The sequence below is a fragment of the Streptomyces manipurensis genome (genome assembly GCF_049570255.1).
Taxonomy (GTDB): Bacteria; Actinomycetota; Actinomycetes; order Streptomycetales; family Streptomycetaceae; genus Streptomyces; species Streptomyces manipurensis.
In genome coordinates this window covers 3,355,969-3,382,845 of record NZ_CP186950.1, presented here as the reverse complement: position 1 = coordinate 3,382,845, position 26,877 = coordinate 3,355,969, and the positions used below count along the sequence as shown (strand labels likewise).

Sequence of the window (26,877 nt, the reverse complement as noted above, 5' to 3'; positions counted from 1 at the left end):
CCCCCGGGTCTGTTGCTGCCGGGATCATGCCAAACAGACGGCGGTCGGCCCAGTCCTGCGGGCCGGCCGCCTCGCTCCTGCCGGGCTCCCGGCCGTCAGGAAGCCGTGTGGGGAAGGGGGCTGACGATCCATTCGCCGCGCCGCATGACGCCCTTGACCTCGAAGCCGGCGTCCAGGACGACCAGGTCGGCGTACTTGCCCGGCTCCAGCGAGCCGACCTCGTCGTACAGGCCGAGCAGTTTGGCCGGGTTGGCCGAGATCGCCTGGACCACGGACTCCACCGGCAGTTTGTCGAGGGTCACCGAACGCCGGAAGGCCGTGTCGAGGGTGAGCGTGGATCCCGCGATGGAGCCGCCTTCGACGAGCCGGGCCACGCCGTCCTTGACCTCGACCTCCAACGGGCCCAGGTGGTAGGTCCCGTCGCCGAACCCGGCCGCGTCCATCGCGTCGGTGATCAGGGCCACGCGGTGCGCGCCCGCGTGGTGGAAGGCCAGTTCCAGTGCCGCCGGGTGCAGGTGGGTGCCGTCGTTGATGAGCTCGACGGTGATTCGTTCGTCCTCCAGCAGGGCCGCGATCGGGCCGGGCTCGCGGTGGGCGAGGCCGGGCATGGCGTTGAAGAGGTGGGTGGCCACGGTCGCGCCCGCCTCGATGGCGGCGCGCGTCTGCTCGTACGAGGCGTCGGTGTGCCCGATCGCGGCGATCACGCCGTGCTCGGCCAGCAGCCGTACGGAGTCCAGGCCGCCCGGGAGTTCGGTGGCGAGGGTGACCATGCGGGCGGTGCCGTGGGCGGCGTCGACCAGCTTGCGGACCTCGGCCGGGTCGGGGTCGCGGAGCAGGTCCTCCTTGTGGGCGCCCTTGCGGCAGGGGTTGATGAACGGCCCCTCGAAGTGGATGCCGGCGAGGTCGCCCTGCTGGGTGAGCTCGGCGAGCAGGGCGGCCCGCCGGGCCAGTTCGTCCAGGTCGCCGGTGACGGTGGAGGCGACCAGGGTGGTGGTGCCGTGCTCGCGGTGCGTGCGGACGCCCCGCAGGACGTCCTCGGCGGTGCCGGAGGTGAACGAGGCGCCGCCGCCGCCGTGGTTGTGCATGTCGACGAAGCCGGGGACGATCCAGTGCCCGGTCAGGTCGGTGATCGCGGCGTCCTCGTGCGCGCTGCCGGCGATGCGTTCGCCCTCGACGATGACCCGGCCGCCCGCCACGGTCCCGGTGGGCAGCACCACCCTGGCGCCGGAGAGAACAGTGCTGTGTGCGCTTCCGGACATCAGGCCGGTACCTCCGTGGCGAGTAGGTCCCAGGCGAGCAGCCCTGCGCCCAGGCAGCCGGCGGTGTCCCCGAGGGCCGCCGGCACGATGTGGGGGAGCCGCTGGAACGTCACGCGCTCCTCCACGGCCTTCCGTAGTGGTGTGAACAAGGTTTCCCCCGCCTCGGCGAGCCCACCACCGATGATCAGCGTGTGCGGGTCCAGCAGGGTGATCGCGGTGACCAGCCCGTCGGCGAGGGCGCCGACGGCGGCCGCCCAGACCTCCCGGGCGCGCTCGTCGCCGGAGGCGACGGCCTTGGCGCAGTCCGCGGCGTCGGCCTCGGGATCCCCGGAGGCGGCCGCCCAGGCGCGGCTGACGGCGGCGGCGGAGGCCAGGGTCTCCAGGCAGCCGTGCTGGCCGCAGCCGCAGGCCGGGCCGCCCGGCCGGACCACGATGTGGCCGATCTCGCCCGCGTAGCCGTGGGCGCCGGCCTCGATGCGGCCGGCGATCCCGATGGCGCCGGCGATGCCGGTGCCCAGCGGGACGAACAGGAAGCGGTCGGCGCCCCGGCCGGCGCCGATGCGGCCCTCGGCGAGTCCGCCCGTGCGCACGTCGTGGCCGAGGGCCACGGGGATGCCGCCGAGGCGCGCGGCGAGCAGCGCGCGCAGCGGTACGTCGCGCCAGCCGAGGTTCGCCGCGTAGACGGCGATCCCGTGGTCGGCGTCGACGATGCCCGGGACGGCGACCCCGGCGGCCGAGGCGGCGCGTCCGAAGCGCTCCCGGCCGGTGGCGAGGAGTTCGGCGGCGAAGTCCTGGATCGTCTCGACGACGGCGTCGGGGCCCCGCTCGCGGCCGGTGGCGCGGCGCGCTTCGTGGAGCAGGGTGCCGTCCTCGGCGACGAGGGCGGCCTTCATCCCGGTGCCGCCCACATCGAGGGCGATGACGTGTTTCACGGGTTTCACAGAGACAGTCTCGCGTGCTCGGCGGGGAAAGGTCTAGTCCATTGGAGGGGATTGTTGAGTGGCCATACAAAATCGGGCACCCGGTCGGGGGCCCGATGTGGACGAGCCGCCAAAGTGGTGTAGACCTTACGTGGATCGTACGTACAACTAGGGGTGGATCGATACCTGTGAAGGGCCGTTACCTGAGCCTGGCCGCGTCCGGCGCCGCGCTGTGCCTGACCGCTGTGACGCTGACGGGCTGCGGAGCCGTCGAGGGACTCACCGGAGACAACGAGGTGACCCTGCGGGTCGTGGCGGCCGACTACGGGGACAATCCGCAGAACTCCTCCGCGGCCTACTGGAAGGACCTCGCAGAGGCCTTCCAGAAGGAGAACCCGGGCACCAAGGTCGAGGTCGGCGTCTACTCCTGGTCCGAGGTCGACGCCAAGGTCGCCGAGATGGTCAAGGCCGGCAAGGCCCCCGACATCGCGCAGATCGGCGCCTACGCCGACTACGCCGCCGCCGGGAAGCTGTACTCCACCGCCGAACTGCTCTCCGTGAAGACCGAGGCCGACTTCCTGGCCCCGCTCGCGGACGCCGGCAAGGTCAAGCAGACCCAGTTCGGCATGCCCTTCGTCTCCAGCACCCGGCTGCTCTTCTACAACGAGAAGCTCCTCGGCGACGCGGGCGTGATCCCCAAGGACTCCAAGGGCTGGCAGCCCAAGAGCTGGGCGGACCTGGAGGCCGCGGCCAAGAAGCTCAAGGGCGCGGGCGTCGCCACCCCCTTCGCGCTGCCGCTCGGCCGCGAGGAGGCCCAGGCCGAGACGATGATGTGGATGCTCGCGGGCGGCGGCGGCTACACCGACAACGAGGAGGGCTGGTCCCTCGACTCCGCCGACAACGTCAAGACGCTGGAGTTCCTCCGCGACAAGATGGTCGGACAGGGTCTGACCGGCCCCGTCGAGCCGGGGAAGCTGGACCGGCAGGCCGCCTTCGACGCCTTCGCCAAGGGCGAGGTAGGCATGCTCAACGGCCACCCCACGCTGATGAAGCAGGCCGAGGCCAAGGGCGTGAAGTTCGGCATGGTGCAGCTGCCCACCTCCGACGGCTCCCCGCAGCCCGCGATGGGCGTCGCGGACTGGATCATGGCCTTCAAGAACGGCCACCGCGAGCAGTCCGGCAAGTTCCTCGACTTCCTCTACCAGCCGAAGAACGTGACGGCCTTCACCGACAAGTACGACCTGCTGCCCGCGACCACCTCCGGCTACCAGGCCAAGCAGGCCGCCACCGGCGGCTCGTCCGCGCAGCTCAAGCCCTTCCTGACGGCCCTGCCCGGCTCGCGCCTGTACCCGGCCGGCAAGAAGTCCTGGGCGGGCGTCAGCGAGGACATCAAGCAGAACATCGGCAGGGCCGTCCAGCCCGGCGGGCAGCCGGCGAAGGTCCTGGAGGACATCGCCGCGGGCGCCCGCGCCGCGGACCAGCACTGACCGGCCCGGCCGCCGGCCGCCGCGCGCCCGGACGCCCGTGCGGCGGCCGGGCGCGGCCGGCTGTCGGACCACGGCGTTAATCTGGCGGTATGACGGACGAGGGGCGGCTGACGGCCACGGAGGCCGCGGTGCTCGCGTACGAGGCGCGCACCTGGCCCGGGCCCGGCGCCAAGGAACGGGCCATAAGGGAAGGGCTGGGGATGACCCCCGTCCGCTACTACCAGCTGCTCAACGCGCTGATGGACGACCCGCGGGCACTGGAGCACGCCCCGGGCACGGTGAACCGCCTGCGCCGCATCCGCGAAGCGCAGCGGGCCAGGCGATAGCCGTCGCCGCGCAGGGCCGTTAGGGTCGTGCGTATGGGGAGCCATCCGCACGACCTGCCGATGCCCGTCACCGCAGCCGGACGCGAGGGGCTCGAAGCCCTGCTGCGCGCGCCGCGCCGCTCCGTGGTCGCCCTCGACTTCGACGGCACCCTCGCCGACATCGTCCCGGACCCGGACCAGGCCCGCGCCCACCCCGACGCCCTGCCCGCCCTGTCGGCGCTCGCGCCCCGGGTGGACTCGGTCGCGGTGATCACCGGACGGCCCGCGGGCGTCGCCGTGCGCTACGGCGGCTTCGCGGGCGCACCCGGCCTGGAGCACCTGGTGGTCCTCGGCCACTACGGGGCCGAACGCTGGGACGCCGTGACCGGGACCGTCCACGCCCCCGCCGAACACCCCGGGGTGGCGGCGGTCCGGGCCGAGCTGCCGGGATTCCTGGACTCCATCGGGGCCTGGCAGGGCACCTGGATCGAGGAGAAGGGCCGGGCGCTGGCCGTGCACACCCGGCGCGCCGAGGACCCGGCGGCGGCCTTCGCCGCGCTGCGGGAGCCGCTGGCCGACCTGGCCGCCCGGCACGGGCTGATGGTGGAGCCGGGACGGGCCGTCCTGGAACTGCGGCCGCCGGGCATGGACAAGGGCGTCGCCCTGACGGAGTTCCTGGCGGAGCGGGACGCGGAGACGGTGCTGTACGCCGGGGACGACCTGGGCGACCTCGCCGCCTACTCGGCCGTCGAGAAGCGCCGGGCCGACGGGCTGCCCGGGCTGCTGGTGTGCAGCGGCTCGGCGGAGGTCCCCGAGCTGGCCGCCCGCGCCGACCTGGTCCTGCCCGGACCGGGCTCCGTGGCCGCCTTCCTGGCCGCCCTGGCCGGGGCCCTCCGGAGCTGACCCCGCGCCGCCGGGGGCGCCGCCCCCGGCGGCGGGTCAGCCCAGGTCTTCGAGCTGGGCCCTGAACCACTGGGCCGGGGGAAGGGCCGTCGCGGCCGCCGCCAGGCGCTTGGTGCGCTCCGCGCGCTCCTCCGCCGGCATCGAGAGCGCCGTGTGCAGCGCCTCCGCCGTCTCCGACACGTCGTACGGGTTCACCGTCAGCGCGTCCCCGCGGAGCTCCTCGTACGCCCCCGCCCCCGTCGACAGCACCACCGCGCAGCCCGCCTCCGACACCACCGGGATCTCCTTGGCGACCAGGTTCATCCCGTCCCGCACCGGGTTCACCAGCGCCACGTCCGCCATCCGGTAGACCGCCAGCGACCGCGCGAAGTCGTCCTTCACCGACACCAGCACCGGCTGCCAGTCGTCGGTGCCGAACTCGGCGTTGATCTCCGCGGCCAGCTCCGCCACGGAGGCCGTGTAGTCCCGGTACACCTTCAGGTCCTGCCGCGACGGGTACGCCGAGGCCAGGTGCACCACCCGGCCGCGCCACTCGGGGTGGACCGTCAGCAGCTCCCGGTAGGCCAGCAGGCCGCGCAGGATGTTCTTCGACAGCTCGGTCCGGTCCACCCGGGCGATCGTCAGGCGGCCCGCGACCTCCGCCCGCAGCTCGGCCAGCTTCTCGTCCACCTCGGGCCGGTGCGCGAGCGCCCGCAGCTCCTCCGCGTCCACGCCCAGGGGGTACCGCGCCACCTCCGTGAACCGCTTCTCCCCGTACCGGCCCCCGGTCAGCCGCCGGTGGTTCACCCCGGGCGCCCCGTCGCGGGGGAAGAAGGAGTCCGCGATGCCGGCAGCGTCGTCGCGGGTGGCGCCGCCCGCGAAGTGGGAGGCCCACTCCCACGTGTGGAACCCCAGCCGGTCCGCCCCCAGCATCCCCCAGGTCAGCCGGCTCACGATGTCGTCCGGGAGCATCCCCATGAACTCCCGCGAGGCCCAGGGCGTGTGCGTGAAGTGGGCGATCCGCAGATCCGGCCGCAGCTCCCGCAGCTGCCCCGGGACCAGGGCCAGGTGGTAGTCCTGCACCAGCACCCGGGCGCCCTGCTCCGCCTCCTCGGCGAGGGCGTGCGCGAAGGCCGCGTTGTAGGCCGTGTAGGAGTCCCAGCGGCGCCGGAACTCCGCGTCGAAGACCGGCTCGCGCGGCACGTCGTACAGGTGGTGGTGGGTGAACCACAGCACCGAGTTCGCGATGCCGTTGTACGCGTCGTCGTACATCGTGGGATCGATGTCCAGCATCCGGACCCCTGGCTCGGACACCCCGCGCCGCACGGCCTCCCGGTCCGCGTCCGACAGCGCCGCGCAGATCCACAGCGCCCCCGGCTGCTCGGCGAGGGCCGCCGACAGGCCGGAGACCAGACCGCCCCCGCCGCGCCGTGCGCCGAGCGTGCCGTCATCGGCGAGGACGTAGGAGAGGGGGCCGCGGTTAGCTGCTACGAGTACCTGGGAAGCCATGCGGCGAACCTAGCCCGGCCTGCTCACCCTCAAACCATGGCCGCCGTCACGCCACGTCGCGCAGGGCGTACTCCTCGACGTCCGCCATCGGCGGCCGCTCCTCGGTGTCCACGGGGTACGTCCGCGGCACGAACCCCTCCGGGCCCCGCTCGAACTGGGTCAGCTCCGGGCGTACGAGATGCCCGCGCGAGAGCCGCACCTGCGCGGTCCGGTAGATCGCCGCGGCCATCCGGCCGAGCGCCTGACCACCCTGATGGCGGTGGAGCCGCACGCCCACGTCCACCTGGGCGAGCGCGTCCAGTCCGACCGTGTGCAGCGCGTCCACCAGCAGCCCCAGCTCCACCCCGTAGCCCACGGGGAACGGCAGCCGCTCCAGCAGGGAGCGGCGCACGGCGTACTCGCCGCCGAGCGGCTGCACGAAGCCGGCCAGCTGCGGCCAGTGCAGGTTCAGCAGCGGGCGGGCGACGAGTTCGGTGACCCGGCCGCCCTGTCCGGGGGCGTCCCCCAGCGGCCGGTCGTACATGGCCTTCACGAACTGCACGTCCGGGTCGGTCAGCAGCGGGCCGACGATGCCGGAGACGAAGGAGGCGGAGAAGTCCCGCAGGTCGGCGTCGACGAAGCAGACGACGTCCCCGCCGGTGACCAGCAGCGACCGCCACAGCACCTCGCCCTTGCCGGGCACGGCCGGGATCCGCGGCAGGATCTCGTCGCGGTGCACCACGCGCGCGCCGGCCTTCGCCGCGACCTCGGCGGTCCGGTCGCCGGAGCCCGAGTCGACCACCACCAGCTCGTCCACGAGGGGGACCGGCAGGTCCTCCATCAGCTCCCGCCGGATCGTCTCGACGATCGCGCCGACCGTCGCCTCCTCGTCCAGCGCGGGCAGCACCACGCTGACCGTGGTCCCTGCCGCCCGTTTCCGGTCGAGCAGCTGGTCGAGCGGTCGGTCGGCGGCGGACCAGGAGCGGTCGGCCAGCCAGCGCTCCACCTCTTCCAGCACCCTCAGCACTCCCTGCGTGTCGGCGGTATTGCCGCTTATATGATCCATCTCGCGGTTCGGACAGCTGTCTCAACCGCCCGGCCCTTCGGTTACAGTCTTGAACAACGCGAAGGACCACCGCATGCCGGGGTCCCCGCGTACAAACGCACCGGCGCGCCACAGAGCGCGTGTGCCGGTGCCATACCGCTCATCCAGAGGGGCAGAGGGACACGGCCCGTTGAAGCCCCGGCAACCCTCCAGTCGGTTCTCGCGATCGCGCAGCAGCGCTCGTCGACGAGGTCCCCGGCTAGGGAAGGTGCCAATTCCGTCTCATGGCGAAACGCGCCATGGGGAAGATGAGGAGAAAGGGCCTCGCCATCATGGCTGCACAGACTGTCGCCACCTCTGTCGATCTCGGACCTGCCGCCGGACTCTCCTGTCGCGAGTGCGGTACCCGCTTCGAGCTCGGTCCCATCTTCGCGTGCGCCGAGTGCTTCGGACCCCTGGAAGTCGCGTACGACCTCCCCGCCGGCGACCCCGAAGCCCTGCGCGCCGCGATCGAGGCCGGACCGAACAACATCTGGCGCTACGCGCCGCTGCTGCCCGTCCCCGCCGACGTGGCCTCCAAGCCGAGCCTGAACCCGGGCTTCACCAAGCTCGTCGACGCCGCCAACCTGGCCAAGGAGCTGGGCGTCACCGGCAAGCTGTACGTCAAGGACGACTCCGGCAACCCGACGCACTCCTTCAAGGACCGCGTCGTGGCCATCGCCGTCGAGGCCGCCCGCGCCTTCGGCTTCACCACCCTGTCCTGCTCCTCCACCGGCAACCTGGCCGGCGCCGTCGGCGCCGCGGCCGCCCGGGCCGGCTTCCGCTCCTGCGTGTTCATCCCGCACGACCTGGAGCAGGGCAAGGTCGTCATGGCCGGCGTCTACGGCGGTGACCTCGTCGGCATCGAGGGCAACTACGACGACGTCAACCGCTTCTGCTCCGAGCTCATCGGCGACCCGCTGGGCGAGGGCTGGGGCTTCGTCAACGTCAACCTCCGCCCCTACTACGGCGAGGGCTCCAAGACCCTGGCGTACGAGATCTGCGAGCAGCTCGGCTGGCAGCTGCCCGACCAGCTCGTCATCCCGATCGCGTCCGGCTCGCAGCTGACGAAGATCGACAAGGGTCTGCAGGAGCTGATCCGGCTCGGCCTGGTCGAGGACAAGCCGTACAAGATCTTCGGTGCCCAGGCCGAGGGCTGCTCCCCGGTGTCGACCGCCTTCAAGGCCGGTCACGACGTGGTCCGCCCGCAGAAGCCGAACACCATCGCCAAGTCCCTCGCGATCGGCAACCCGGCGGACGGCCCGTACGTCCTGGACATCGCGCGCCGCACCGGCGGCTTCGTCGAGGACGTGAACGACGAGCAGGTCGTCGAGGCCATCAAGATCCTCGCGCAGACCGAGGGCATCTTCGCCGAGACCGCGGGCGGCGTGACCGTCGGCGTGACGAAGAAGCTCATCGAGAACGGGCAGCTCGACCCGACCCTGACCACCGTCGTCCTCAACACCGGCGACGGCCTCAAGACCCTGGAGGCGGTGGCCGCGGACAGCGGGCAGACCGCCACCATCCGCCCCAGCCTGGACGCGTTCCGCGCCGCCGGCCTGGCCTGACCTCTTCTCCTCACTACCGGAAAGGCAGTAGCGCCATGAGCGTCAACGTCCGCATTCCCACCATCCTGCGCACCTACACCGGCGGTCAGGCCGAGGTCCCGGCCGAGGGCGCGACCCTCGCCGAGGTCATCGAGTCCCTGGAGAAGAACCACCCGGGCATCGCCGCGCGCGTCCTGGACGACCAGGGCAAACTGCGCCGTTTCGTGAACGTGTACGTCAACGACGACGACGTGCGTTTCGAGGGCGGGCTGCAGACGGTGACGCCGGACGGCGCCGGAGTTTCGATCATTCCGGCCGTCGCGGGCGGCTGCTGACCCTTTCCGTTTCACCCGACGGGTGACACGCGCAAACCAGAATCGCCCCCTCCGCTAAAAGCGGAGGGGGCGATTCTGCTTGATTGGGCACGGTAGAGTTGGGGAAGTCCCCTCCGCTGGACTTGCCCGCCGCATATGAACGGGTCGCGTGAGGGTCGACATCGGGTCAATGTGCAGGCGCGGTATGGGGCTTTGGCGAGATATGCCGGGCCCGAGTTGCCCGCCAATATGCCAAATTTTCACTCTATTTCAATGTTTCTCGGTGTCCAGATTTCTCGTCGGATTGACCTGTTGCAGACAGCACTCGCGCAGATACATTCAGCCTCGGTCGAAGCGTTCCGACGCAAGTTCTGACCCGGGAACGCGAAGTGCGTTCCCGCGCAAGGGCCAGTAATAGGGGAGTTAGGCATGGCTCAGGGCACCGTCAAGTGGTTCAACGCGGAGAAGGGCTACGGCTTCATCGCGGTCGACGGTGGTGCGGATGTGTTCGTCCACTACAGCGCCATCCAGATGGACGGGTACCGCACCCTTGAAGAGGGTCAGCGGGTCGAGTTCGAGATCTCGCAGGGCCAGAAGGGTCCGCAGGCGGACATGGTCAAGCTCGCGCTCGGCTAGTCCTGGGAGCATCGACCACCGACGCACGGTCTTCACCACAGACCTGGAAGACCTTCGAGGGGCCCACATCCTGGACACAGGGTGTGGGCCCCTCGTGCGTGCGCCCGGTACCGCCGGGCCGTTCCCCCGAGCCGCTTGCACTCGGAGGGGTCGAGTGCTAATCATTGGCGTTAGCACTCTCCGAGTGAGAGTGCTACTGAACGAGGACCGGGTCGGTGAGGCCCGCAGGGTCCGGCGGGAAGGAACCGCCGGGCACGCAGGCCGTCCGTCGCGGGCGCGGGCGCGGTCCTGGGAGCAATCCACCGCTGTCCGGGAGGACCACTTCAGATGGCCAAGATCATTGCGTTCGACGAGGAGGCCCGGCGCGGTCTCGAGCGTGGCATGAACCAGCTCGCCGACGCCGTCAAGGTCACCCTTGGCCCCAAGGGTCGCAACGTCGTCCTTGAGAAGAAGTGGGGCGCGCCCACGATCACCAACGACGGTGTCTCCATCGCCAAGGAGATCGAGCTCGAGGACCCGTACGAGAAGATCGGCGCCGAGCTGGTCAAGGAAGTCGCCAAGAAGACGGACGACGTCGCCGGCGACGGTACGACCACCGCCACCGTGCTCGCCCAGGCGCTCGTCCGCGAGGGCCTGCGCAACGTGGCCGCCGGTGCCAACCCGATGGCCCTCAAGCGTGGTATCGAGAAGGCCGTCGAGGCCGTCTCCGCCGCCCTGCTCGCCCAGGCCAAGGATGTCGAGACCAAGGAGCAGATCGCTTCCACGGCCTCCATCTCCGCCGCCGACACCCAGATCGGCGAGCTCATCGCCGAGGCCATGGACAAGGTCGGCAAGGAAGGCGTCATCACCGTCGAGGAGTCCCAGACCTTCGGTCTGGAGCTCGAGCTCACCGAGGGCATGCGCTTCGACAAGGGCTACATCTCGGCGTACTTCGCCACCGACATGGAGCGTATGGAGTCGGCTCTCGACGACCCGTACATCCTGATCGTCAACTCCAAGATCGGCTCGGTCAAGGACCTGCTGCCGCTCCTGGAGAAGGTCATGCAGTCCGGCAAGCCGCTGCTGATCATCGCCGAGGACGTCGAGGGCGAGGCCCTGTCGACCCTGGTCGTCAACAAGATCCGTGGCACCTTCAAGTCCGTCGCCGTCAAGGCCCCGGGCTTCGGTGACCGCCGCAAGGCCATGCTCGGCGACATCGCCATCCTCACCGGTGGCACCGTCATCTCCGAGGAGGTCGGCCTCAAGCTGGAGAACGCCGGTCTCGACCTGCTCGGCCGCGCCCGCAAGGTCGTCATCACCAAGGACGAGACGACCATCGTCGACGGTGCCGGTGACAGCGACCAGGTCCAGGGCCGCGTGAACCAGATCCGCGCCGAGATCGAGAACTCCGACTCGGACTACGACCGCGAGAAGCTCCAGGAGCGCCTCGCGAAGCTGGCCGGCGGCGTGGCCGTCATCAAGGCCGGCGCCGCGACCGAGGTCGAGCTCAAGGAGCGCAAGCACCGCATCGAGGACGCCGTCCGCAACGCGAAGGCGGCCGTCGAGGAGGGCATCGTCGCCGGTGGTGGCGTGGCCCTGCTGCAGGCCTCCGCGGTCTTCGACAAGCTGGAGCTCGAGGGTGACGAGGCGACCGGCGCCAACGCCGTGAAGCTCGCCCTGGAGGCCCCGCTCAAGCAGATCGCCGTCAACGGTGGTCTCGAGGGTGGCGTCGTCGTGGAGAAGGTGCGCAACCTTCCGATCGGCCACGGCCTGAACGCCGCGTCCGGCGAGTACGTCGACATGATCGCCGAGGGCATCATCGACCCGGCGAAGGTCACGCGCTCCGCGCTGCAGAACGCCGCGTCGATCGCCGCGCTGTTCCTGACCACCGAGGCCGTCATCGCCGACAAGCCGGAGAAGGCCGCGGCCGCTCCGGGCGGCATGCCGGGCGGTGACATGGACTTCTGATCGGCCCCTGGCTGATCGGCTGTTCTCGACCGAGGGCGGCACCCCGACGGGGGTGCCGCCCTCGGGCGTTCCCGGGCCGGGGAAAACCGCTGGCCGGGGTGGGTGGGGGCGTGTGAACGTACGGCTATGGGCACCTCCGTCGCTTATCCCGTGCTGCGCACCACCGATCCCGCCGAGGCGTACGCGAAGGCGCGACATCTGTGCGGGCTGCTGGCCACGCGGTACGCGGACGTGTACGTCGGGGCCGTGCTGCTGACGGTCGCGGACCTGCGGCGGATGGCCGTCGTGGTGCCGGGGGCGCTCCATGACCACGCGGAGAGCCGCGGCGGCCACTTCGACCTGGACGTGCGGACGGCCTCCGACGCGGAGCTGGCGGCGGAGATGCCGCTCTGGTTCCACCAGGAGCAACTGCCGGACGGGGCCGGGGACGAGGACTTCGTACGGGCCGTGGGCGCCGGGCCGGCGTCGGTGAGGTGGTCGGGGTGCTGGCCCGACGAGCCCGAGCAGGGATCGTTTCCCTCGCCCGCGTACGACGGAGTGCAGCTGGTCCTGAACAGCGACTCGTGCGAGTGGTACGAGCCGGTCACCGGGGTCCACACGCTCTACGTCCACGTCACCAAGCACGGCGACCCCGGCCGGGCCGAGCGGCTCGCCGCCGCGATCGGCGGGGCCGTGCTCGGCGGACCGGAGCAGGGCTGCTGAGGGTGGGGGGTTCGCGGGCGTACCCGGTGTACCGGACGGACGACCTCGACGAGGCGTACCGGCGGGCCCGGGTGCTGTGCGGGCGGATGCGGCCGCTCGAACCGGAGATGTGGCTGTGCGCGCAGGCGACCACCGTCGCGGAGGCGCGGTCGCTCGGGGTGCTCCTGCCGACCGGCATGTTCGAGCCGTCGTACGACTGGGCGGCGGACACCTGGTACCTGGGGGCCGCGCTGCCGGGCGACGACCGGGAGCTGGCGGCGGTGCTGCCGCTGACCGTGGACTCGTACGCGGCTCCGGGCCCGGTGGAGGGGGCGCTCCTGCGGGCGCTGGGCGAGGGCGCGGCCACGCTGCTCTGGTACGGGGCCTGGCCGTACGTCCCCGGGATACCGTCGCACTCGCCGAACGGCGACCCGACCGACCAGCGCGTGGAGCTGGACGTGAACGGGGAGCATCCCGACGGCCGGCACACGGTGTACGTGCACCTCCGGTACGACGACGAGGCCGGTGCGGCGCATCTCGCCGCGGTCGTCGGCGGGGCGGTGCTGGGGCCCGTACAGGTCGGCCGCTGAGGGCGGGTGCGCGGGCGCGGCCGCATAGGCTGGTCGCATGGCCGATACCTTCGTCAAGATCTGCGGGCTGCGGACCGCGCCCGACGTCGACGCCGCGGTGGCGGCCGGGGCCGATGCCGTGGGGTTCGTGTTCGCGCCCGGCAGTCCCCGTACGGTCGACGCCGCCACGGCGCGCGAGCTGGCGGCCCGGGTGCCTCAGGCGGTGCTGACCGTCGGGGTGTTCCGCGGGCAGTCCGTCGAGGAGGTCCGCCGGTTCGCGGAGGAGAGCGGTGTGCGGGCCGTGCAGCTGCACGGTGAGGAGGGCCCCGAGGACTTCGCCGCGCTGCGTGCCGGGGGCCGGGTCCTGCTGCGGGCCACCGCGCGGCAGGTGGAGCGCTGCGGCGAGTACGGCGAGGACCTGCTGCTGCTGGACGCTCCCGACCCGGGTTCGGGGAAGCCCTGGAACTGGGGAGCGGCCGGGTTCACCGCGCCCGAGGGCCGGTGGCTGCTGGCCGGCGGGCTGCATCCGGGCAATGTGCGCGAGGCGCTGGAGACGACCGGCGCCTGGGGCGTGGACGTCTCCAGCGGTGTCGAGCGGGAGCGCGGGATCAAGTCCCCCGAGCTGATCCGCGCCTTCGTCGAGGCGGCGCGCTCGGCCTAGGCGTTCCGGACAGGGGCCAGACGGCGCTGCGCAGTGCCTTCAGGGCCGCTTCGAGGGCCTGGTCGGCGGGGACGGGGAGGTCGGGGAGGACGCCGACGCCTTCCCAGTTGCCGCCGGTCACGGTGTTGATGCTGCGGGCGATCGGCACGGTCACCTGGATGTGCTCGGTGACGGTGTGCCGGATGGTGGGGTGGGCGCCGCCGCGGGTGGTCTCGCCGACGACGGTGGCCCGGCCGTGCGCCTGGAGGGTGTAGGCGACGTCCTCGCCCCCGGAGAAGGTGGTGGGGCCGGTCAGCAGGTACACGGGGCGGCCCAGGTAGCGGGGCGCGGGCAGGTGGGCCGAGGTCCAGTACTGGCGGGTGGTCCCGGTCGTCCGGTCGTGGATGTCGTTGAGGTGGACCTGGTCGTCGGGGAAGAAGTAGCTGCACCACATGGCGGCGCCCTCCGGTGCCCCGCCGAGGCAGGAGCGCAGGTCCAGCACCAGGGCCGAGCTGTTGACGGCGAGCTGCATGGCGGCGCCGACGGCCGCCGCGCCCTCGTCCGCGGTGGATATGCGGGTGATCTCGACGAGGGCCACGCCGCCGTCGAGGCGTTCCACGCGGCGTACGCCCTGGTTCTCCTCGCGGAGCAGGGCGAGGAACGCGGCCCGGCCGGCGTCCTGGTCCTCCGGTTCCAGGGAGAGGGGCTCGTCGACCCACAGGAGGCGCAGGTGCTTGTCCGGGCACACCTCCTGGAGGTGCGCGGTGACGGTCCGGCACAGGTCCGGTCCGCTCAGGCCGTCGTACGCGCCGGAGGCGAGGTGGCCGCGGAGGGCGGAGCCGATCTCCGGGGTCCGTTCGGGGAAGACGTAGCCCGCGTCGATGTGACCCAGGGCCTGTTCGATGATCTCTTCGTTGTGAGGCACGGCGGGCCATGCCGGGTCGCGAACGCCCTTGCTCCCAGCGGTTTTTCCGTGCTCACGGGCGGCGGCCGCGGAATCGGCCGCGCCCGCGTCCCGCGGCCCGGATCCGGGGCGTCACAGGGGTGCGGCCGCCTTCCGCCAGACGGTCATGTCCATGGTGACCCGGTCGGGCCAGCCGGCCAGGTTCACGATCGCCTTGACCTGGACGGCGAGCAGGGCGACGTCCCCGGCCGGGGTGCGGACGCAGAACTCGCTGCCCTCCTCGGCCGTGGCCAGGGAGGCGCGCCGCGCGGTGGCCCCGGCCAGGGAGGCCCGGCAGGCGTCGAGGGTGCCGTGCGGGCCGCCCTTCAGCCGGGTGATCACGCTCGTCTCGCTCACCAGGGCGCAGCCGGGGTCGGAGCAGTCCATGAGCACTTCGCCGCTGCGGTCCCGGCGGAGGGCCGGCTCCGTCACACCGATCGAGTTCTCCTCGTCCAGCCGCTGCCCGGGCTGCGGTTCGGCCTTGGGCTCCGTGGGGGCCGGGGTGGGCGCGGCCGCGGCGTCCTGGGGCCGGGTCCCGTCCCGCACCGCGCCGGTGGTTCCCGGAGCCGACGCGGCCGGGGTCCGCGCCGAGGCCGCGGCGGGCCCGCCCTGCGCGCCGCCGTCTCCGGAGCCGCCGAAGTGGCGGACGAGTCCGGCCGTGGTGAGGGCGGCGACGGCCACCGCCGCCGCGGCGATCAGCGCGGTGCGCCGCCCGCGCCGCCGCGCAGGGGCCGACGGCGCTGGGGCCGACGGCGCCGCGGCCCGTGGGGAGTCCGGCAGCGCGGGCACGGACACCGTGTGGACGGCGGTGGGTTCGGGGAGGGGTGCCGGGACGGTCACCTCGGGTCCGGCCACCTCCCGCCACACCGCCGGACCGCCGTCCGCGCGGACCTCCTCGCCGAGTTGCTGTCGGCACCAGCGGATGATCTCGGCGGGGGTGGCCCGGTCGGCGGGGTCGGCGGCCAGGCAGCGGGCGATCAACGGCCGTACCTGCGCGGGCAGCCGGGTCAGGTCCGGGCTCTCGTGAACGATCCGGAACAGCACCGCCACCGCCGGCCCGCCCCCGTACAACGCCTCCCCCAGCAACGCGTACGCCGCCGTCTGACCCAGCGCGAACACGTCCGTGGCCGCCGAGGTCTCCCCGGCCAGCGCCTGCTCCGGAGCCATGTACTGCGGCGTGCCGATCGCATCACCTGTCGCGGTCGCCGCCGTCGTCCCCGACGCCAGCGAGATCCCGAAATCGATCACCCGCGGCCCGTCCGCCGCCAGCAGCACGTTCGACGGCTTCAGATCCCGGTGCACCACCCCCGCCCGATGGATCACCTGCAACGCCTCGGCCACCCCCGCCATCAGCCACAGCACCGCCGCCACCGGCAACGGCCCCCGCCGCTCCACCGCGTCCGACAACGACGGCCCCGGCACGTACACCGTCGCCAGCCACGGCGGCACCCCCTCCGCGTCCGCGTCGATCAGCTCCGCCGTGTACGCCCCCCGCACCCGCCGCGCCGCCTCCACCTCCCGCCGGAACCGCCGCCGGAACGACACGTCCTCCGCCAGCTCCGCCCGCACCACCTTCAACGCCACCGGACGCCCACCGGCCGTATGCGACAGATACACCCGCCCCATACCACCCGCACCCAGCCGCGCCACCAGCCGGAAACCCCCCACCACCGCAGGATCGTCCCCCTGCAACGGCTCGAACACCCCACCCGCGAACACCCCGGACACGCCCCCCACCACACCCACCCGATCCCCACCACACCCCACCACCGGCCGACAAGCCGATCCGCACCACCCTAAGTGCCGAACCCGGACACCTGGCCGTCCGCCCGGACGGCCTCCACGCCCGGCATCGCCCGCAGGGCCGCCACCTGCCCGGGGGAGAGGCGGGCGCTGAAGCCGTGCAGCGCGGTCCGGTAGACGTACTGCGGGGCGGCGCCGACCATGCGGGCCACGGCGGCCGGGTCGAGGTCCCGGCGCACGGTGACGATGTACGAGGCGTGGTCGGCGGGGGCCGCGTGCCGTACGGGCTCCGGCGCGTCAGCGTCAGCGGCAGTGGCGGCGGGCGCGGGCAGGACGGCGACGACTGCGGCGGCGACGAGTGCGGCCACGGCCACGGACACGGGGGACGAGGGAAGGGCCCTGGTCGGAAGGGTGCGCATGGCCGGAGGTGATCACGCGCCGGGGTGCCGGTCAACGAGGTCCGGGGGTGTGGCGGGGGCGCGGGGGGCGCACTGCGCCGCGCGCCCCCGGGGCGGGCCGGGCCCGTACGGGTGATCTTCGTCCGGGTTCCGGGCGCCCCCGCCGCCGGGGCCGGGGCCGGGCGGTGCAGGGGGACAACCCTTTCTGCGGTGGTGCGCCACGCCGTACCGGCCCGGGTGCCCGACGGTCCGCCAGGCGGGGGTGTCCGTTCAAGCCGCGCCGGAGGGCGCCCCGATGAACGGAGAGGCCGCACCCGCCAAGGCGCCCCGCGGGTGCGGCCGCCCCCCACCGATCGTCCGAAGCCCGTCAGGGAGTTCCCCCATGCGCCTGCTCGCACGCCTGGCCACCGCGGCCCTGCTCACCGTCCCGCCGGTCGCGGCCGGCACGGCCGCCGCGGCCGCCCCGGAGCCGACCCCGGCACCGCTGGTCACCACGGCCAACGCCATTCCCGGCAGCTACATCGTCACCCTGGCCGCGTCGGCCGACCCCGCGGAGATCGCGGAGTCGGTCGGGGTGCGGGCGAAGTTCACCTACGAGACGGCCCTGAACGGCTTCGCCGCCACCCTCACCGACCGGCAGCTGAAGGCCGTCCGGGAGACCCGCGGCGTGCAGTCCGTCACGCAGGACGCCATGGTGACCGGCCCGCCGGCCCCCGCGAACGGGGTCATGACGAAGGCTCCCGCCACCACCTGGGGGCTGGACCGCATCGACCAGCGGCTGCTGCCCCTGGACAACGCCTACAGCCCGAACACCAACGGGCAGGGCGTGGCGGCGTTCATCGTCGACAGCGGCATCGACTTCACACACCCCGAGTTCGCGGGCCGGGCCCTGCGCGGCTTCGACGCCATCGGGGACGGCCGCAACGGCCAGGACTGCCACGGCCACGGCACGCACGTCGCCGGGACGGTCGGCGGCACGAACGTCGGTGTCGCCCACAAGGTGACCCTGGTCAGCGTCCGCGTCCTGGGCTGCGACAACCGGGGCTCCTGGTCGGGGATCATCGCGGGCCTGGACTGGGTGGCCACGAACGCCCGGCAGCCGGCCGTGCTGAACGCCTCCCTGGGCGGTGACCGCATCGAGGCGGTCAACAACGCGACCGCCGCCGTCTTCGACCGGGGCGTGCTGCCGGTCGTCGCCGCCGGCAACGAGAACCGCGACGCCCGCCTGGTCTCGCCCGCCTCCACCCCGAACGCGGTGACGGTCGGCGCCACCAACCGCTTCGACCAGGAGACCGACTTCTCCAACTGGGGCGAGGCGCTCGACCTCTACGCCCCCGGCCAGGACATCGTCTCCGCCCGGCTGGGCGGCGGTCTCGTCTCGCTCGACGGCACGTCCATGGCCGCACCGCACGTCACCGGAGTGGCCGCCCTCTACAAGGCCGCGCACCCCAGCGCCCGTCCGGCCGAGGTGGCGAACTTCCTGAAGAACGAGGCCACGGAGGACGTCGTCCAGAACCTCAGCGACAACGGCCCCGACAAGCTCCTCTTCACCGGCGGCCTCTGACCGGCCGGCCCCTCCTCGGGCGCGCCGCATAGGCTGCGCCCGAGGAGGCGATCATGCACAACTCCACGTCCGGGCGGGCCCGGTGGCTGCCGCGCGCCCTGTTCGTCTGCGGTGCCGCGGTCGCCGCCGTCGCCGCGCTGTACCTCGTCCTGCTGGGCAGGATGGCGTTCGTCGAGTGGACCCGGGGGGTGGACCGGCTGCTGCCGGCCACCCTCGTCCTCGTCCCGCTCGCGTACGTCCTGCTGGCCCGCGGCCGCCGGGCCGCGCGGGGCGCGCTGTCCGGCTGGCTGGCCGCCGTCCTCGCGCTGGCCGCGCTGTGGCCGGCCTGGCAGGCGTACGAGGCGATGCGCGGACCGCAGGCGTACGCGTGGACCTGGTGGCAGCGCGAGGACCCGGAGTCGGCCCGGCCCGTCGGCGCCTGGCAGCTGCCGGGTGCGGGCCTCGTGCGGGCCCGCACGGACGGCCTGTACCGCTTCAACGGCGAGGGCCGCACGGCCGGTGGTATCGCGGCCGCCGAGGGCACCGCCGTCTGCGCGCTCAGCCGCACCCTCTCCCACGGCACCGGCCTGCTGGCCGCCGCCCGCACCCCGGGCGGCTGCGGGACACGGGTGTCGGCCGTGGACCCGCGGGAGAACGAGGAGCTGTGGGCCAAGGAGTTCCCGTCGGCTCCCGCTCCCGTCGACGGCAGCCCGCCCGTCGCCGTGGCCGCCGACACGGCCGTGGTCGTCACGGACGGGGCCCTGCTCGGCCTCGGCCTGCGCGACGGAGCCGACCGCTGGCGGGTCCCCCTGCCGGCCGGCTGCCGGGCCCACGCCCTCGACACGTCGGACGACCGCGTCCTGTACGTGGAGCACTGCCCGGGCGGCCCGTCGGCGCACCTGACCGCCCTGGACGCCCGGACCGGCACCCCGGCCTGGCGCACCCCGCTCCGTACGGGCCCGTCGGCGGACCTGCGGATGCTGTCCGCACGGCCGCTCGCGCTGTGGGCGGGGGAGTCGGTGCTGCTGTTCGACGACGCGGGACGCGAACGGGGGGCCGTGCCGGTGGCGGGCCCGCGGGAGGACCTGCTGACGGACCCCGGACCGGTGGTCGCCGGGGACCTGCTGGTCGTCCCGGTGAAGTCGAAGGTGCCGGGGGTCTCCGCGTACTCCCTGACGGACGGCCGCCGGGTGTGGCACGCCGCGCTCGACGGGGCCACCGTCCTGGGCCTGGCGCGCGGCCGCGCCGCGGGCGGGGTCGACGTCGTGACGTCGACCGCCGCACGGACGCACCTGTGGCACCTGGCCGGGGACACGGGCAGGCCGAAGGCCGAGCCGACGATCCTGCGGGACGTCCCGCTGGGCAGGCGGTTCGAGATCTACCCGGACGGGACGGAGGGCTACACCTTCGTGAACCTGGACCCGGCGGGCGAACTGCCGTCGTACGTGGCGCTGACGCGGGTCAGAGGCTGGTGAGGAACGCCGTCCAGGCGGGTCCGCCGAAGACGAGGTGGGGCCCGTCCGGCACCTTGGAGTCCCGGACGGGAACGACCCCGGGGCGCCCGTCGGCCACCTCGACGCAGTTGCCGCCGTCTCCGCCGCTATAGGTTGACTTGCGCCAAGTCGCCATCTCCAGGCAGTCCCCGCCGCTACCGCCGCTGTAGCTGGACTTGTGCCAAACGGCTGTCGACAGGTCGTATTCAGGCGTGCTGGTCATGCTCGTACTCCTCCGCCACCGACTCGATCAGGGACAGCGACTCGCGTGGAGAGAGCGCGCTGGCTGTGAGCAGATCGTAGGCCAGCGTGTGGTGAGCGACCGTGGCCGGATCGTCGAACAGCTGCCCCATTCCGATGCCTTGGACGTAGGCGAGTGCGGGCGCATCAAGGAAGGACATCAGCTTGAGCGAACCTTCCATCGCGGCGTGTGGGCCTGCGTGAAAGGACAGCACCTGCACGATGACCCGGTGCGAGCGGATCAGGGACGAAACGTGTCGGAGGGCCTCCGCCAGCACTGCTTTGTCGCCCCCAGCCCTCCGGAGAACCGCCTCGTCCAGGACACACCAAAACAGTGGGGTTGTTGGATCAAGTAGCAGCGCCGCTCGCTCAAGCCGGTTCTTGACCAGCTCATCAATGACCTGAGCCGGTGCAGTGGGTTGGTAGGCGCGGAAGACGGCACGCGCGTACGCCTCGGTCTGCAGCAGCCCAGGGATCAGCTGGGGCGCGTACTCGCGGATCGCCGTGGCGAGGGCCTCCGCCTCCGCCGCGGCCGCGAAGTGGTCCGGGTACTTCGACTTGGCCGCCGCGCCGCAGTTGCGGACGAAGAAGCCGTTCGTGCCGAGGATCTCGTCGATCTGGCGGGCGAACTCGATGTGCATCCGGCGGGTGCCCGCTTCGAGTTGGCCGATGAACGAGCCGCTGACGAAGAGCGGTTCGCCGAGTTCGGCCTGGCTCAGCCCGGCCCGTTCGCGGGCGACGCGCAGTTCGGCGCCGAGGAGGGCGCGGGGTGAGGAGGAGGGATCAAGGCTCTTACCTGCCACGGCAACTCCAAGGCCAACAGGTGGGGTTGTTCTCGGTGCTTCCTTGAAAGGCTAACCAGCGCCTCGCCACTCTGTGTGCAGAACGCGACCACTCAGAGTAGAAAGGTGACATGTCATGGTGCTCACGCCCACGGAACGGATGCAGGCGGCCGAGGAGGCGGTACGGGAGTTGAAGGCGGCGCTCGACGGGGTGGGCGTGACCTTCCCGTCCCTGGGGGTGGAACGGGTCTCCGCGGCCGGCACCTACGGCCTCCCGCTGGTCGACCTGGGTCGCTGCAACCTGGACACCGCCCTCCGGCTGGCCGCCGTGCTGCACGAGCGGGCCCGCCCGTGAGCGAGTGCGACCGGCCCCGGGTCGGGGCCGCGCTGGAGGGGTTCTTCGAGGCGGCGCGCAGCTGGGAGTTCGAGCTGGCCTGGAAGCTGTGCCTGCTGGAGAAGGAGCTCGTCCGGCCCGGGTGGCGGCGTCCCGGCGCGGGGCTGGCGGTGCGGGTGGCGCGGGACGGGCGCAGCGGGCTGTGGGACGCGGTCGGTGACGACGGCACGGCCCGGGTGCGGGAGACCGCGGAGACGGCGGACGAGGCGACGGCGCTGGTGCAGGAGGCGTTCGGGGTGAAGGGGTGGCGGCCGCAGCCGCCTCCGCCGCCGGGGTGGCACCGCTTCACCCTCGTCCACAACCCTGTGGACGGCAGGCCGCCCGGCGGGGAGGACCCGCGGTACGCGGCGCTCCGGGCGCGGCCGCCCCGGGGATGCGTGGCCGACGACGTCGACGGCTGCTTCGGGCTGCGCTGCGAGCGTCCGGGGGAGCGGCTGCTGGACGCGGTCGCCGCCACGTGCGCGGAGGTGCGCGGGGAGCACGGGCTGCTGATGAACGACCTGTGCGTGGAAGAGCTGTGGGAGTGGTCGGCGGACGGTACGGACGGCTGGGGTGCCGAGATCGTCGGGCAGTTGCTGCTGATGGCGGCGGAGCGCGGGCCGAAGGTGGGCTACTCGGTGGAGGACCTGACCGCCGTCCTGCGGACGGCGGCGGGGGCGGGGGCGGACGGCGCCTGAGGGTGCGGCCCGCCCCGTGCGCGGACCGCGGGTCAGTCCGTGCGGAGCCGGGCGTGCAGGTGCTCGTCGTGCCAGCCGTCCGTGTCGTCCGGGAGCGGGAGTTCGGGCTGCGGGGCGGAGCACATCCGCCCGGCGGGGACCACGTCGGGTATCGGGTCGGTCATCCGTGGATCATGCCCGCGGCCTCACGGAGATGCAGCCTCGGGTACCGGGTGTCCGGGCCCGGGCGGCCGGGTGGGGTTCAGGTGAGGGCCGGTGTCTTCGCCGGGTCGGCGGGGTCCGTGGGGGTGGCCGGGGCGGGTGGCGTCGGGTCCGGGCCGGTGTCGAGGTCGGCCAGCATCTGGTGTGTTAACTGCACCTTCTCCGGCTCGTTGGGCAGGGCGACGTGTCCCCGCTCAAGGAGAGCCCGCGTGAAACCGAACCCCCACCACGACCTGATCGAAGGCCGGGCCGATGTGCCTCGCCTCGGGTCGGTGGCCAAGCTGGAGACCCAGCACCCGCCGTACGCCGTCCTGACCGCGTCCGGGGAGGTGGTCGAGCCCGCGCTCTCGTACCTCCGCGACCTGGCTCTCAGCGACAACAGCCCGCTGACCGGCCGCAGCTACGCGCATGACCTGCTGCGTTGGTTCCGGCTGCTGTGGTTCCTCGACCTGCCGTGGGACAAGGCGTCCGAGGCGGAGGCCGCTGCCCTGGTGGGCTGGCTCCGTACGGCGCCCAATCCGCAGCGGCGACGGACCAACCCGGCATCGCCCCCGCCAGGGTCGGCGAACCCGCGTACGGGTAAGCGGTACCTCCAGGCTGGCTATGCGCCGAGCACAATCAACCATGCCCTGACCGTGGTCAGCAGCTTCTACGCCTTCCACCGCCACTACGGACGCGGCCCGCTGACGAACCCCGTTCCGGAGTCCCTCGCGCGCCGCAGGGCGCTGGCACACCGAAGCCCGATCGAGCCGGCGCAGCCGTTCCGGCGGGCACGGCTGCGGCAGCGAGTGCCGAAGACCGATCCGAGGGCGATTCCGGATGCTCTGTGGGACGAGTTCTTCGAAGCGATGACCCATGACCGGGACCGGGCCGCCGTCCTGCTCTACGTCTCCAGTGGCGCTCGGGCCGAAGAGCTTCTAGGGGTCACTCCGGCTGACATCGACTGGTCAGGGCAGGTCTTCCACGTGATCTCAAAGGGGACGAAGGAGCGGGAGCCAGTACCGGCCAGCCCGCAGGCCCTGATCGTGCTCGCGGCCTACCTCGACTCCATCGGCCTGCCTGCCGCCCACGAGCCCGTGCTGCGGACGCGCCGAGGCCCCGACAAGCCACTGAGCTACTGGGCGATGCGGCGGGTCATCCAGCGGGCGAACACGAAGATCGGCACGAACTGGACGCTGCACGATCTGCGCCACACGGCGGCCAGCCGCATGGCCAACGACCCCAACCTGACCTTGACCGAGGTGCGGGCGATCCTCCGACACGCGGACCTGGCCACCACCGGCCGCTACCTGAACGCCCGCGTCGAGGACCTCTTCGATGCCCTGCAAGAGCATTACAACCGGCCCAAGGTCGTCCGCAGCATCGCGCCCGGATACGACGCGGACGACTTCAAGGCGGTGTTCGGTGCCTAACCGTCACACTCCCGATACCTACACGGCGCGCAATCGCCGAGTCGCCACTTACCGAGACGATGCACGACCGGAGGCACCGAGGAGCCGTTTCTCCACCGCGTCGGTGAAGGCCGCACCGGCACCGAGGCCGGAGGTCCCGCCGGCGCCGTTCGGAGATCTCTCCCGGGCGACGCTGGAGGAGGTCCGGGAGATCGCGACGGGAGCGCTCAAGGGCCGCTCGGACCGTTCCCACGCGAACAAGCGGCGGCGCGGGATGAGCATGTTGCTCGCTCACCTGGAGACGCTGCCAGGGGAGACCTGGCAGCAGCGGTGGGAGGCCAGCGGCTTTGACGGCGAGAACGCACCTTCGGTCAACATTCTCGCGCGCGAGGGATCTAAGTTTGACGGCTTTGACCTGATCACGGCCGCCAAGATGACCTTCTGTCTTCGGGTGATCCAGCCGTCGGTCTCCGGCTTCCGAGCCAACAAGTTCACGCGATACGCCGAGCCCTTCCGGGAGATCCAGAACGACCCACTCCTCGACCGGTTCTTCGAGGCCGTTGACGGACACCCCACGATGGGACACGTCCACAAGGCACGTGCGAAGTTCGATCTCACCTGCGCGCTGACGACTCAGGGCATCGCACTCCAACATCTGACGCCCGCGGCTCTGCTGCACTACTCGCTGGAGTCGAAGCGTCTCGGGCTGACCCACGGGGCCAACAAGAACCACAACCGTTTCGCTGCCCTCGGTGCCTGGCAGATGCTCCACGCCATGGGGCACTTCCCGGCTGAGACGCCACCGACGCTCAGGACGTTTGTGTACAGCGGCCAGCGGACGATCGAGGAACTGGTGGACCGTTACGCGATCCAAAGCCTCGCGGTCCGGCAGTTGTTGATCGACTATTTGACCCGCAGGAGGGCGGAGACGGACTACATCACCATCGAGGGCCTCGCCCGGAATCTGGCGAAGCATTTCTGGGCCAAGATCGAGGAGCTAAGCCCCGGCCACCCTGACCTGCTCCTCGGCCCGGACCTCTACGACCAGTGGCGAGCTGAACTGCAGACGTGCACCACGGGTCGTGGCCAGGAGCTGAGGAAGCGTATGGATCCGGAGTCCATCCTCCTTGCCGTTCGCGGACTCTACGTTGACTTGCACAGCTGGGCGGTCGAAGAGCCGGAGCGGTGGGCGCAGTGGGTCGTTCCGTGCCCCATCCGTCCGCAGGATCTGAAGGGGTTCGGGAAGCGCAGGCGGGAGATCAACCGGCGAATGGCGGACCGAGTCAGGGTCCGCCAGCCCCTGCTGCCCGCGCTGGTGGCCCACGTCGAAGCACGACACGAGTTCTACGCCGGCCTGCTGCACGCCGCTCGCCCGATCGCGCTCGGTGAGGAGTTCATCCACCAAGGGCGCCGCTACCTGCGCCGAAATTCTGACTATGACCGGCGCATGGCCGCGATGGAGGCGGAGCCAGCTGTGCGGATCACGGACGAAGAGTCGGGTGAGCGGATCAACGTGACCGTTGCTGAGGACTCCGCCTTCTGGGAGTGGGCAGCGGTTGAGGTGCTGCGACACAGTGGCATCCGGGTCGAGGAGCTCTGCGAGCTCACGCACCTGAGCATCCGGCAGTACCAAAGGCCGAACGGCGAGGTCATCGCCCTGTTGGTGGTCGCGCCGTCGAAGAGCGAGCGTGAGCGGGTGATTCCGATGTCGGCCGAGCTGTTCCACGCTGTTGCACAAATCCTTCGCCGCCATACACGCAATGGCAGGATCGTCCCCCTGGTGACCCGGTACGACCCGCACGAACGGACGTGGTCGGAACCGATGCCCTTCCTCATGCAGCGACACCTAGGGACCGCGATGGGAGTCATGTCTGGCGCAACGGTGCTGAACATGCTTGGCCGCAGCTGCAAAGAGCTGGCCGAGACCAACCTGGCCTTCGAGGGCTTGAAGTTCACCCCGCATGACTTCCGTCGGCTGTTCGCTACCGAGGTTGTCAACGGGGGCCTGCCGATCCACATCGGCGCAGCCCTGCTCGGACACCTCAATCTGCAGACGACTCAGGGTTACGTCGCGGTGTTCGCAGAGGACGTTGTCGGCCACTACCAGGCCTTCCTGAACCACCGGCGATCTCTGAGGCCAGAGGCGGAATACGGCGAGGTCACACCACAGGAATGGGACGAGTTCGAGGAGCACTTCGACAAGCGCAAGGTCGAGCTGGGCAACTGCGCGCGTCCCTACGGGACGCCCTGCCAGCACGAGCACGCCTGCATCCGCTGCCCCATGCTCCAGATCAATCCCAAGATGCTGCCACGGCTCGTGGAGCTGGAGAAGGACCTCCTTCTGCGCCGTAAGAGGGCGGAAGAGGAGCAGTGGCTCGGCGAGATCGACGGAATCGACATGACGCTGATGTTCCTGCGGACCAAGCAGGCCGAGGCGGCTCGGACTGCTCAGCGGACCGTGGTGGATCTCGGCTTGCCGCGCCCCCGCTCTGTGGGCCGGTGAACGAGAGGATCATAATCAGCCGACACGCCTCTGGGGGTGGGGCTGAGAGCTGGGGAGGCGATCGAGCGTGGCCTTGTTTAGCCGACGCAAGAGCACTGGACCGGACTGGATCACGGATCTGCCGGGCAGGAGGAGGACAACCAGGCGGTTCTATCAGGCACTGGTACGTCGCCACCTGGACGTCTTGCGTACTACGCAGATCGCCCCTGCGGCGACGTGGGAGCAGGTGGCCTACGTAGCGATTGTTCACAACAACTCTGTGCCGATTGCTGGCCGCAACGCCGGCGGGGTTGACCTGCTTGATGCCGAGATTCAGGAGGCGATCCGCACGGCACTCGATCAGTTCGCGGCCCAGCATGGTGTTCGGGGCAGCCTGGTCCGGGCATGGGGGACTGCGAAACTGCTGAATGAGCGCATCGCTTCAGGCTGGGAGCGATCCAGCACCGTCATCGGGTGGTGGCAGGAGCGGCCCATCGCCTTCGCCTGCATCCTGCACCCGATCAAGGAGGGGGAGCCCCTGATCGACGGACTGCTGATCTTTGATCACGCTGTCTACGAGTTCACGCCCGACTCCGAGAGGCTGCCGCAGGTTCACTGGAGCCGGATGCAAGTACGGGAGGCAGAAGAGCCGGTGCGGGGAGCAACGACTTTGCACCTGGACGCCGCTACGGGCTATGCGCGCGCCGACATCGCCAGCGATGCTGTGATCATTCTGCAGACCATGCAAGGGCCTCTCTTCACGGATCCTGACATGCCTGTGCCGAAGGTCAAGAAGCGGCGCAACTGGGGATCTACTGGCTGAGGCCGCCG

27 protein-coding genes and 1 riboswitch are annotated in these 26,877 nt (G+C 71.7%); of the genes, 17 read left to right on the top strand and 10 right to left on the bottom strand.

What is annotated here, in order from left to right; translation table 11 throughout:
- Positions 1 to 95 precede the first annotated feature (95 nt).
- The gene (gene nagA / locus ACPU2J_RS15515; protein WP_420080398.1) at positions 96 to 1,259 is read right to left on the bottom strand and encodes an N-acetylglucosamine-6-phosphate deacetylase; all 1,164 of its coding nucleotides are present in this window, start codon (positions 1,257 to 1,259) and stop codon (positions 96 to 98) included.
- On the bottom strand, positions 1,259 to 2,191 hold the full coding sequence (locus tag ACPU2J_RS15510; protein WP_420082408.1) for an ROK family protein: 933 nt from the start codon (positions 2,189 to 2,191) through the stop codon (positions 1,259 to 1,261). Before ACPU2J_RS15510 ends, nagA begins: the two co-directional genes overlap by 1 nt.
- Before the next feature lie 176 nt (positions 2,192 to 2,367).
- On the opposite strand from ACPU2J_RS15510, the gene ACPU2J_RS15505 reads away from it, so the two are divergent.
- The 3 genes from ACPU2J_RS15505 to otsB all read left to right on the top strand — a co-directional run bounded on the left by ACPU2J_RS15505 (position 2,368) and on the right by otsB (position 4,874).
- Positions 2,368 to 3,666 carry an extracellular solute-binding protein gene (locus ACPU2J_RS15505; protein ID WP_420080399.1) on the top strand — a complete coding sequence of 433 codons (1,299 nt, stop codon included), beginning with the start codon at positions 2,368 to 2,370 and terminating at the stop codon, positions 3,664 to 3,666.
- A gap of 89 nt (positions 3,667 to 3,755) precedes the next feature.
- Positions 3,756 to 3,992, top strand: coding sequence for a DUF3263 domain-containing protein (locus tag ACPU2J_RS15500; protein ID WP_361595898.1), 237 nt, complete (start codon positions 3,756 to 3,758; stop codon positions 3,990 to 3,992).
- Positions 3,993 to 4,025: 33 nt separating this feature from the next.
- A complete protein-coding gene (gene otsB / locus ACPU2J_RS15495; RefSeq protein ID WP_423833465.1) occupies positions 4,026 to 4,874 on the top strand; it encodes a trehalose-phosphatase in 849 nt (282 codons plus the stop codon).
- A 36-nt stretch (positions 4,875 to 4,910) separates the two neighbouring features.
- Here otsB and ACPU2J_RS15490 read toward each other — a convergent pair whose 3' ends face one another.
- Positions 4,911 to 6,362 (bottom strand): alpha,alpha-trehalose-phosphate synthase (UDP-forming), encoded by a 1,452-nt coding sequence (locus tag ACPU2J_RS15490; protein ID WP_420080400.1) that lies wholly within the window; start codon positions 6,360 to 6,362, stop codon positions 4,911 to 4,913.
- Between the two features lie 46 nt (positions 6,363 to 6,408).
- The gene (locus ACPU2J_RS15485; RefSeq protein WP_361596092.1) at positions 6,409 to 7,359 is read right to left on the bottom strand and encodes a glucosyl-3-phosphoglycerate synthase; all 951 of its coding nucleotides are present in this window, start codon (positions 7,357 to 7,359) and stop codon (positions 6,409 to 6,411) included.
- Positions 7,360 to 7,543: 184 nt separating this feature from the next.
- Positions 7,544 to 7,701: riboswitch (SAM riboswitch) on the top strand.
- A 17-nt stretch (positions 7,702 to 7,718) separates the two neighbouring features.
- Here ACPU2J_RS15485 and thrC point away from each other — a divergent pair.
- From thrC to ACPU2J_RS15450, 7 genes are all read left to right on the top strand, one after another.
- Positions 7,719 to 8,993, top strand: a complete 1,275-nt coding sequence (gene thrC, locus ACPU2J_RS15480; RefSeq protein ID WP_420080401.1) for a threonine synthase — start codon at positions 7,719 to 7,721, stop codon at positions 8,991 to 8,993.
- 35 nt (positions 8,994 to 9,028) lie between these two features.
- Complete coding sequence (locus ACPU2J_RS15475) at positions 9,029 to 9,307, top strand: MoaD/ThiS family protein (RefSeq protein ID WP_361595909.1); 279 nt, start codon at positions 9,029 to 9,031, stop codon at positions 9,305 to 9,307.
- Between the two features lie 408 nt (positions 9,308 to 9,715).
- A complete protein-coding gene (locus tag ACPU2J_RS15470) occupies positions 9,716 to 9,922 on the top strand; it encodes a cold-shock protein (RefSeq protein WP_030009783.1) in 207 nt (68 codons plus the stop codon).
- 327 nt (positions 9,923 to 10,249) lie between these two features.
- Positions 10,250 to 11,869, top strand: a complete 1,620-nt coding sequence (groL, locus tag ACPU2J_RS15465) for a chaperonin GroEL (protein ID WP_420080402.1) — start codon at positions 10,250 to 10,252, stop codon at positions 11,867 to 11,869.
- Between the two features lie 126 nt (positions 11,870 to 11,995).
- Positions 11,996 to 12,571, top strand: a complete 576-nt coding sequence (locus ACPU2J_RS15460; protein WP_423833464.1) for a hypothetical protein — start codon at positions 11,996 to 11,998, stop codon at positions 12,569 to 12,571.
- Between the two features lie 26 nt (positions 12,572 to 12,597).
- Positions 12,598 to 13,140, top strand: a complete 543-nt coding sequence (locus ACPU2J_RS15455) for a hypothetical protein (protein WP_423833463.1) — start codon at positions 12,598 to 12,600, stop codon at positions 13,138 to 13,140.
- 37 nt (positions 13,141 to 13,177) lie between these two features.
- Positions 13,178 to 13,780, top strand: a complete 603-nt coding sequence (locus ACPU2J_RS15450) for a phosphoribosylanthranilate isomerase (protein WP_389078344.1) — start codon at positions 13,178 to 13,180, stop codon at positions 13,778 to 13,780.
- Here ACPU2J_RS15450 and ACPU2J_RS15445 read toward each other — a convergent pair.
- From ACPU2J_RS15445 to ACPU2J_RS15435, 3 genes are all read right to left on the bottom strand, one after another.
- Positions 13,728 to 14,684 carry a S41 family peptidase gene (locus ACPU2J_RS15445; RefSeq protein WP_423833462.1) on the bottom strand — a complete coding sequence of 319 codons (957 nt, stop codon included), beginning with the start codon at positions 14,682 to 14,684 and terminating at the stop codon, positions 13,728 to 13,730. The two genes, ACPU2J_RS15450 and ACPU2J_RS15445, sit on opposite strands and share 53 nt — an antisense overlap.
- Positions 14,685 to 14,795: 111 nt before the next feature.
- The gene (locus ACPU2J_RS15440) at positions 14,796 to 16,421 is read right to left on the bottom strand and encodes a serine/threonine-protein kinase (RefSeq protein WP_423834970.1); all 1,626 of its coding nucleotides are present in this window, start codon (positions 16,419 to 16,421) and stop codon (positions 14,796 to 14,798) included.
- A gap of 77 nt (positions 16,422 to 16,498) precedes the next feature.
- A complete protein-coding gene (locus ACPU2J_RS15435; protein WP_420080407.1) occupies positions 16,499 to 16,864 on the bottom strand; it encodes a protease inhibitor I9 family protein in 366 nt (121 codons plus the stop codon).
- Between the two features lie 361 nt (positions 16,865 to 17,225).
- On the opposite strand from ACPU2J_RS15435, the gene ACPU2J_RS15430 reads away from it, so the two are divergent.
- Positions 17,226 to 18,407 (top strand): S8 family peptidase, encoded by a 1,182-nt coding sequence (locus tag ACPU2J_RS15430; RefSeq protein WP_420080408.1) that lies wholly within the window; start codon positions 17,226 to 17,228, stop codon positions 18,405 to 18,407.
- A 53-nt stretch (positions 18,408 to 18,460) separates the two neighbouring features.
- Positions 18,461 to 19,861 carry a PQQ-binding-like beta-propeller repeat protein gene (locus ACPU2J_RS15425; RefSeq protein WP_423833461.1) on the top strand — a complete coding sequence of 467 codons (1,401 nt, stop codon included), beginning with the start codon at positions 18,461 to 18,463 and terminating at the stop codon, positions 19,859 to 19,861.
- Here ACPU2J_RS15425 and ACPU2J_RS15420 read toward each other — a convergent pair.
- Both ACPU2J_RS15420 and ACPU2J_RS15415 read right to left on the bottom strand, forming a co-directional pair.
- Positions 19,848 to 20,102, bottom strand: coding sequence for a DUF397 domain-containing protein (locus tag ACPU2J_RS15420; protein ID WP_423833460.1), 255 nt, complete (start codon positions 20,100 to 20,102; stop codon positions 19,848 to 19,850). The genes ACPU2J_RS15425 and ACPU2J_RS15420 overlap by 14 nt on opposite strands.
- Positions 20,086 to 20,922, bottom strand: coding sequence for a helix-turn-helix domain-containing protein (locus ACPU2J_RS15415; RefSeq protein WP_423833459.1), 837 nt, complete (start codon positions 20,920 to 20,922; stop codon positions 20,086 to 20,088). Before ACPU2J_RS15415 ends, ACPU2J_RS15420 begins: the two co-directional genes overlap by 17 nt.
- Before the next feature lie 115 nt (positions 20,923 to 21,037).
- Here ACPU2J_RS15415 and ACPU2J_RS15410 point away from each other — a divergent pair, with 115 nt between their 5' ends.
- Together ACPU2J_RS15410 and ACPU2J_RS15405 are read left to right on the top strand one after the other, a co-directional pair.
- Entirely contained in the window at positions 21,038 to 21,256 is a 219-nt protein-coding gene (locus ACPU2J_RS15410; protein ID WP_361595945.1) for a hypothetical protein, read from the top strand.
- Positions 21,253 to 21,972, top strand: a complete 720-nt coding sequence (locus ACPU2J_RS15405) for a hypothetical protein (protein ID WP_420080412.1) — start codon at positions 21,253 to 21,255, stop codon at positions 21,970 to 21,972. Before ACPU2J_RS15410 ends, ACPU2J_RS15405 begins: the two co-directional genes overlap by 4 nt.
- Before the next feature lie 32 nt (positions 21,973 to 22,004).
- On the opposite strand, the gene ACPU2J_RS15400 is transcribed toward ACPU2J_RS15405, so the two are convergent.
- Entirely contained in the window at positions 22,005 to 22,136 is a 132-nt protein-coding gene (locus ACPU2J_RS15400) for a hypothetical protein (RefSeq protein ID WP_423833458.1), read from the bottom strand.
- 246 nt (positions 22,137 to 22,382) lie between these two features.
- On the opposite strand from ACPU2J_RS15400, the gene ACPU2J_RS15395 reads away from it, so the two are divergent.
- The 3 genes from ACPU2J_RS15395 to ACPU2J_RS15385 all read left to right on the top strand — a co-directional run bounded on the left by ACPU2J_RS15395 (position 22,383) and on the right by ACPU2J_RS15385 (position 26,869).
- Complete coding sequence (locus ACPU2J_RS15395; RefSeq protein WP_423833457.1) at positions 22,383 to 23,585, top strand: tyrosine-type recombinase/integrase; 1,203 nt, start codon at positions 22,383 to 22,385, stop codon at positions 23,583 to 23,585.
- A gap of 103 nt (positions 23,586 to 23,688) precedes the next feature.
- On the top strand, positions 23,689 to 26,067 hold the full coding sequence (locus tag ACPU2J_RS15390) for a site-specific integrase (RefSeq protein ID WP_423833456.1): 2,379 nt from the start codon (positions 23,689 to 23,691) through the stop codon (positions 26,065 to 26,067).
- Between the two features lie 67 nt (positions 26,068 to 26,134).
- The gene (locus ACPU2J_RS15385) at positions 26,135 to 26,869 is read left to right on the top strand and encodes a hypothetical protein (RefSeq protein ID WP_423833455.1); all 735 of its coding nucleotides are present in this window, start codon (positions 26,135 to 26,137) and stop codon (positions 26,867 to 26,869) included.
- The last annotated feature ends 8 nt before the right edge of the window (positions 26,870 to 26,877 follow it).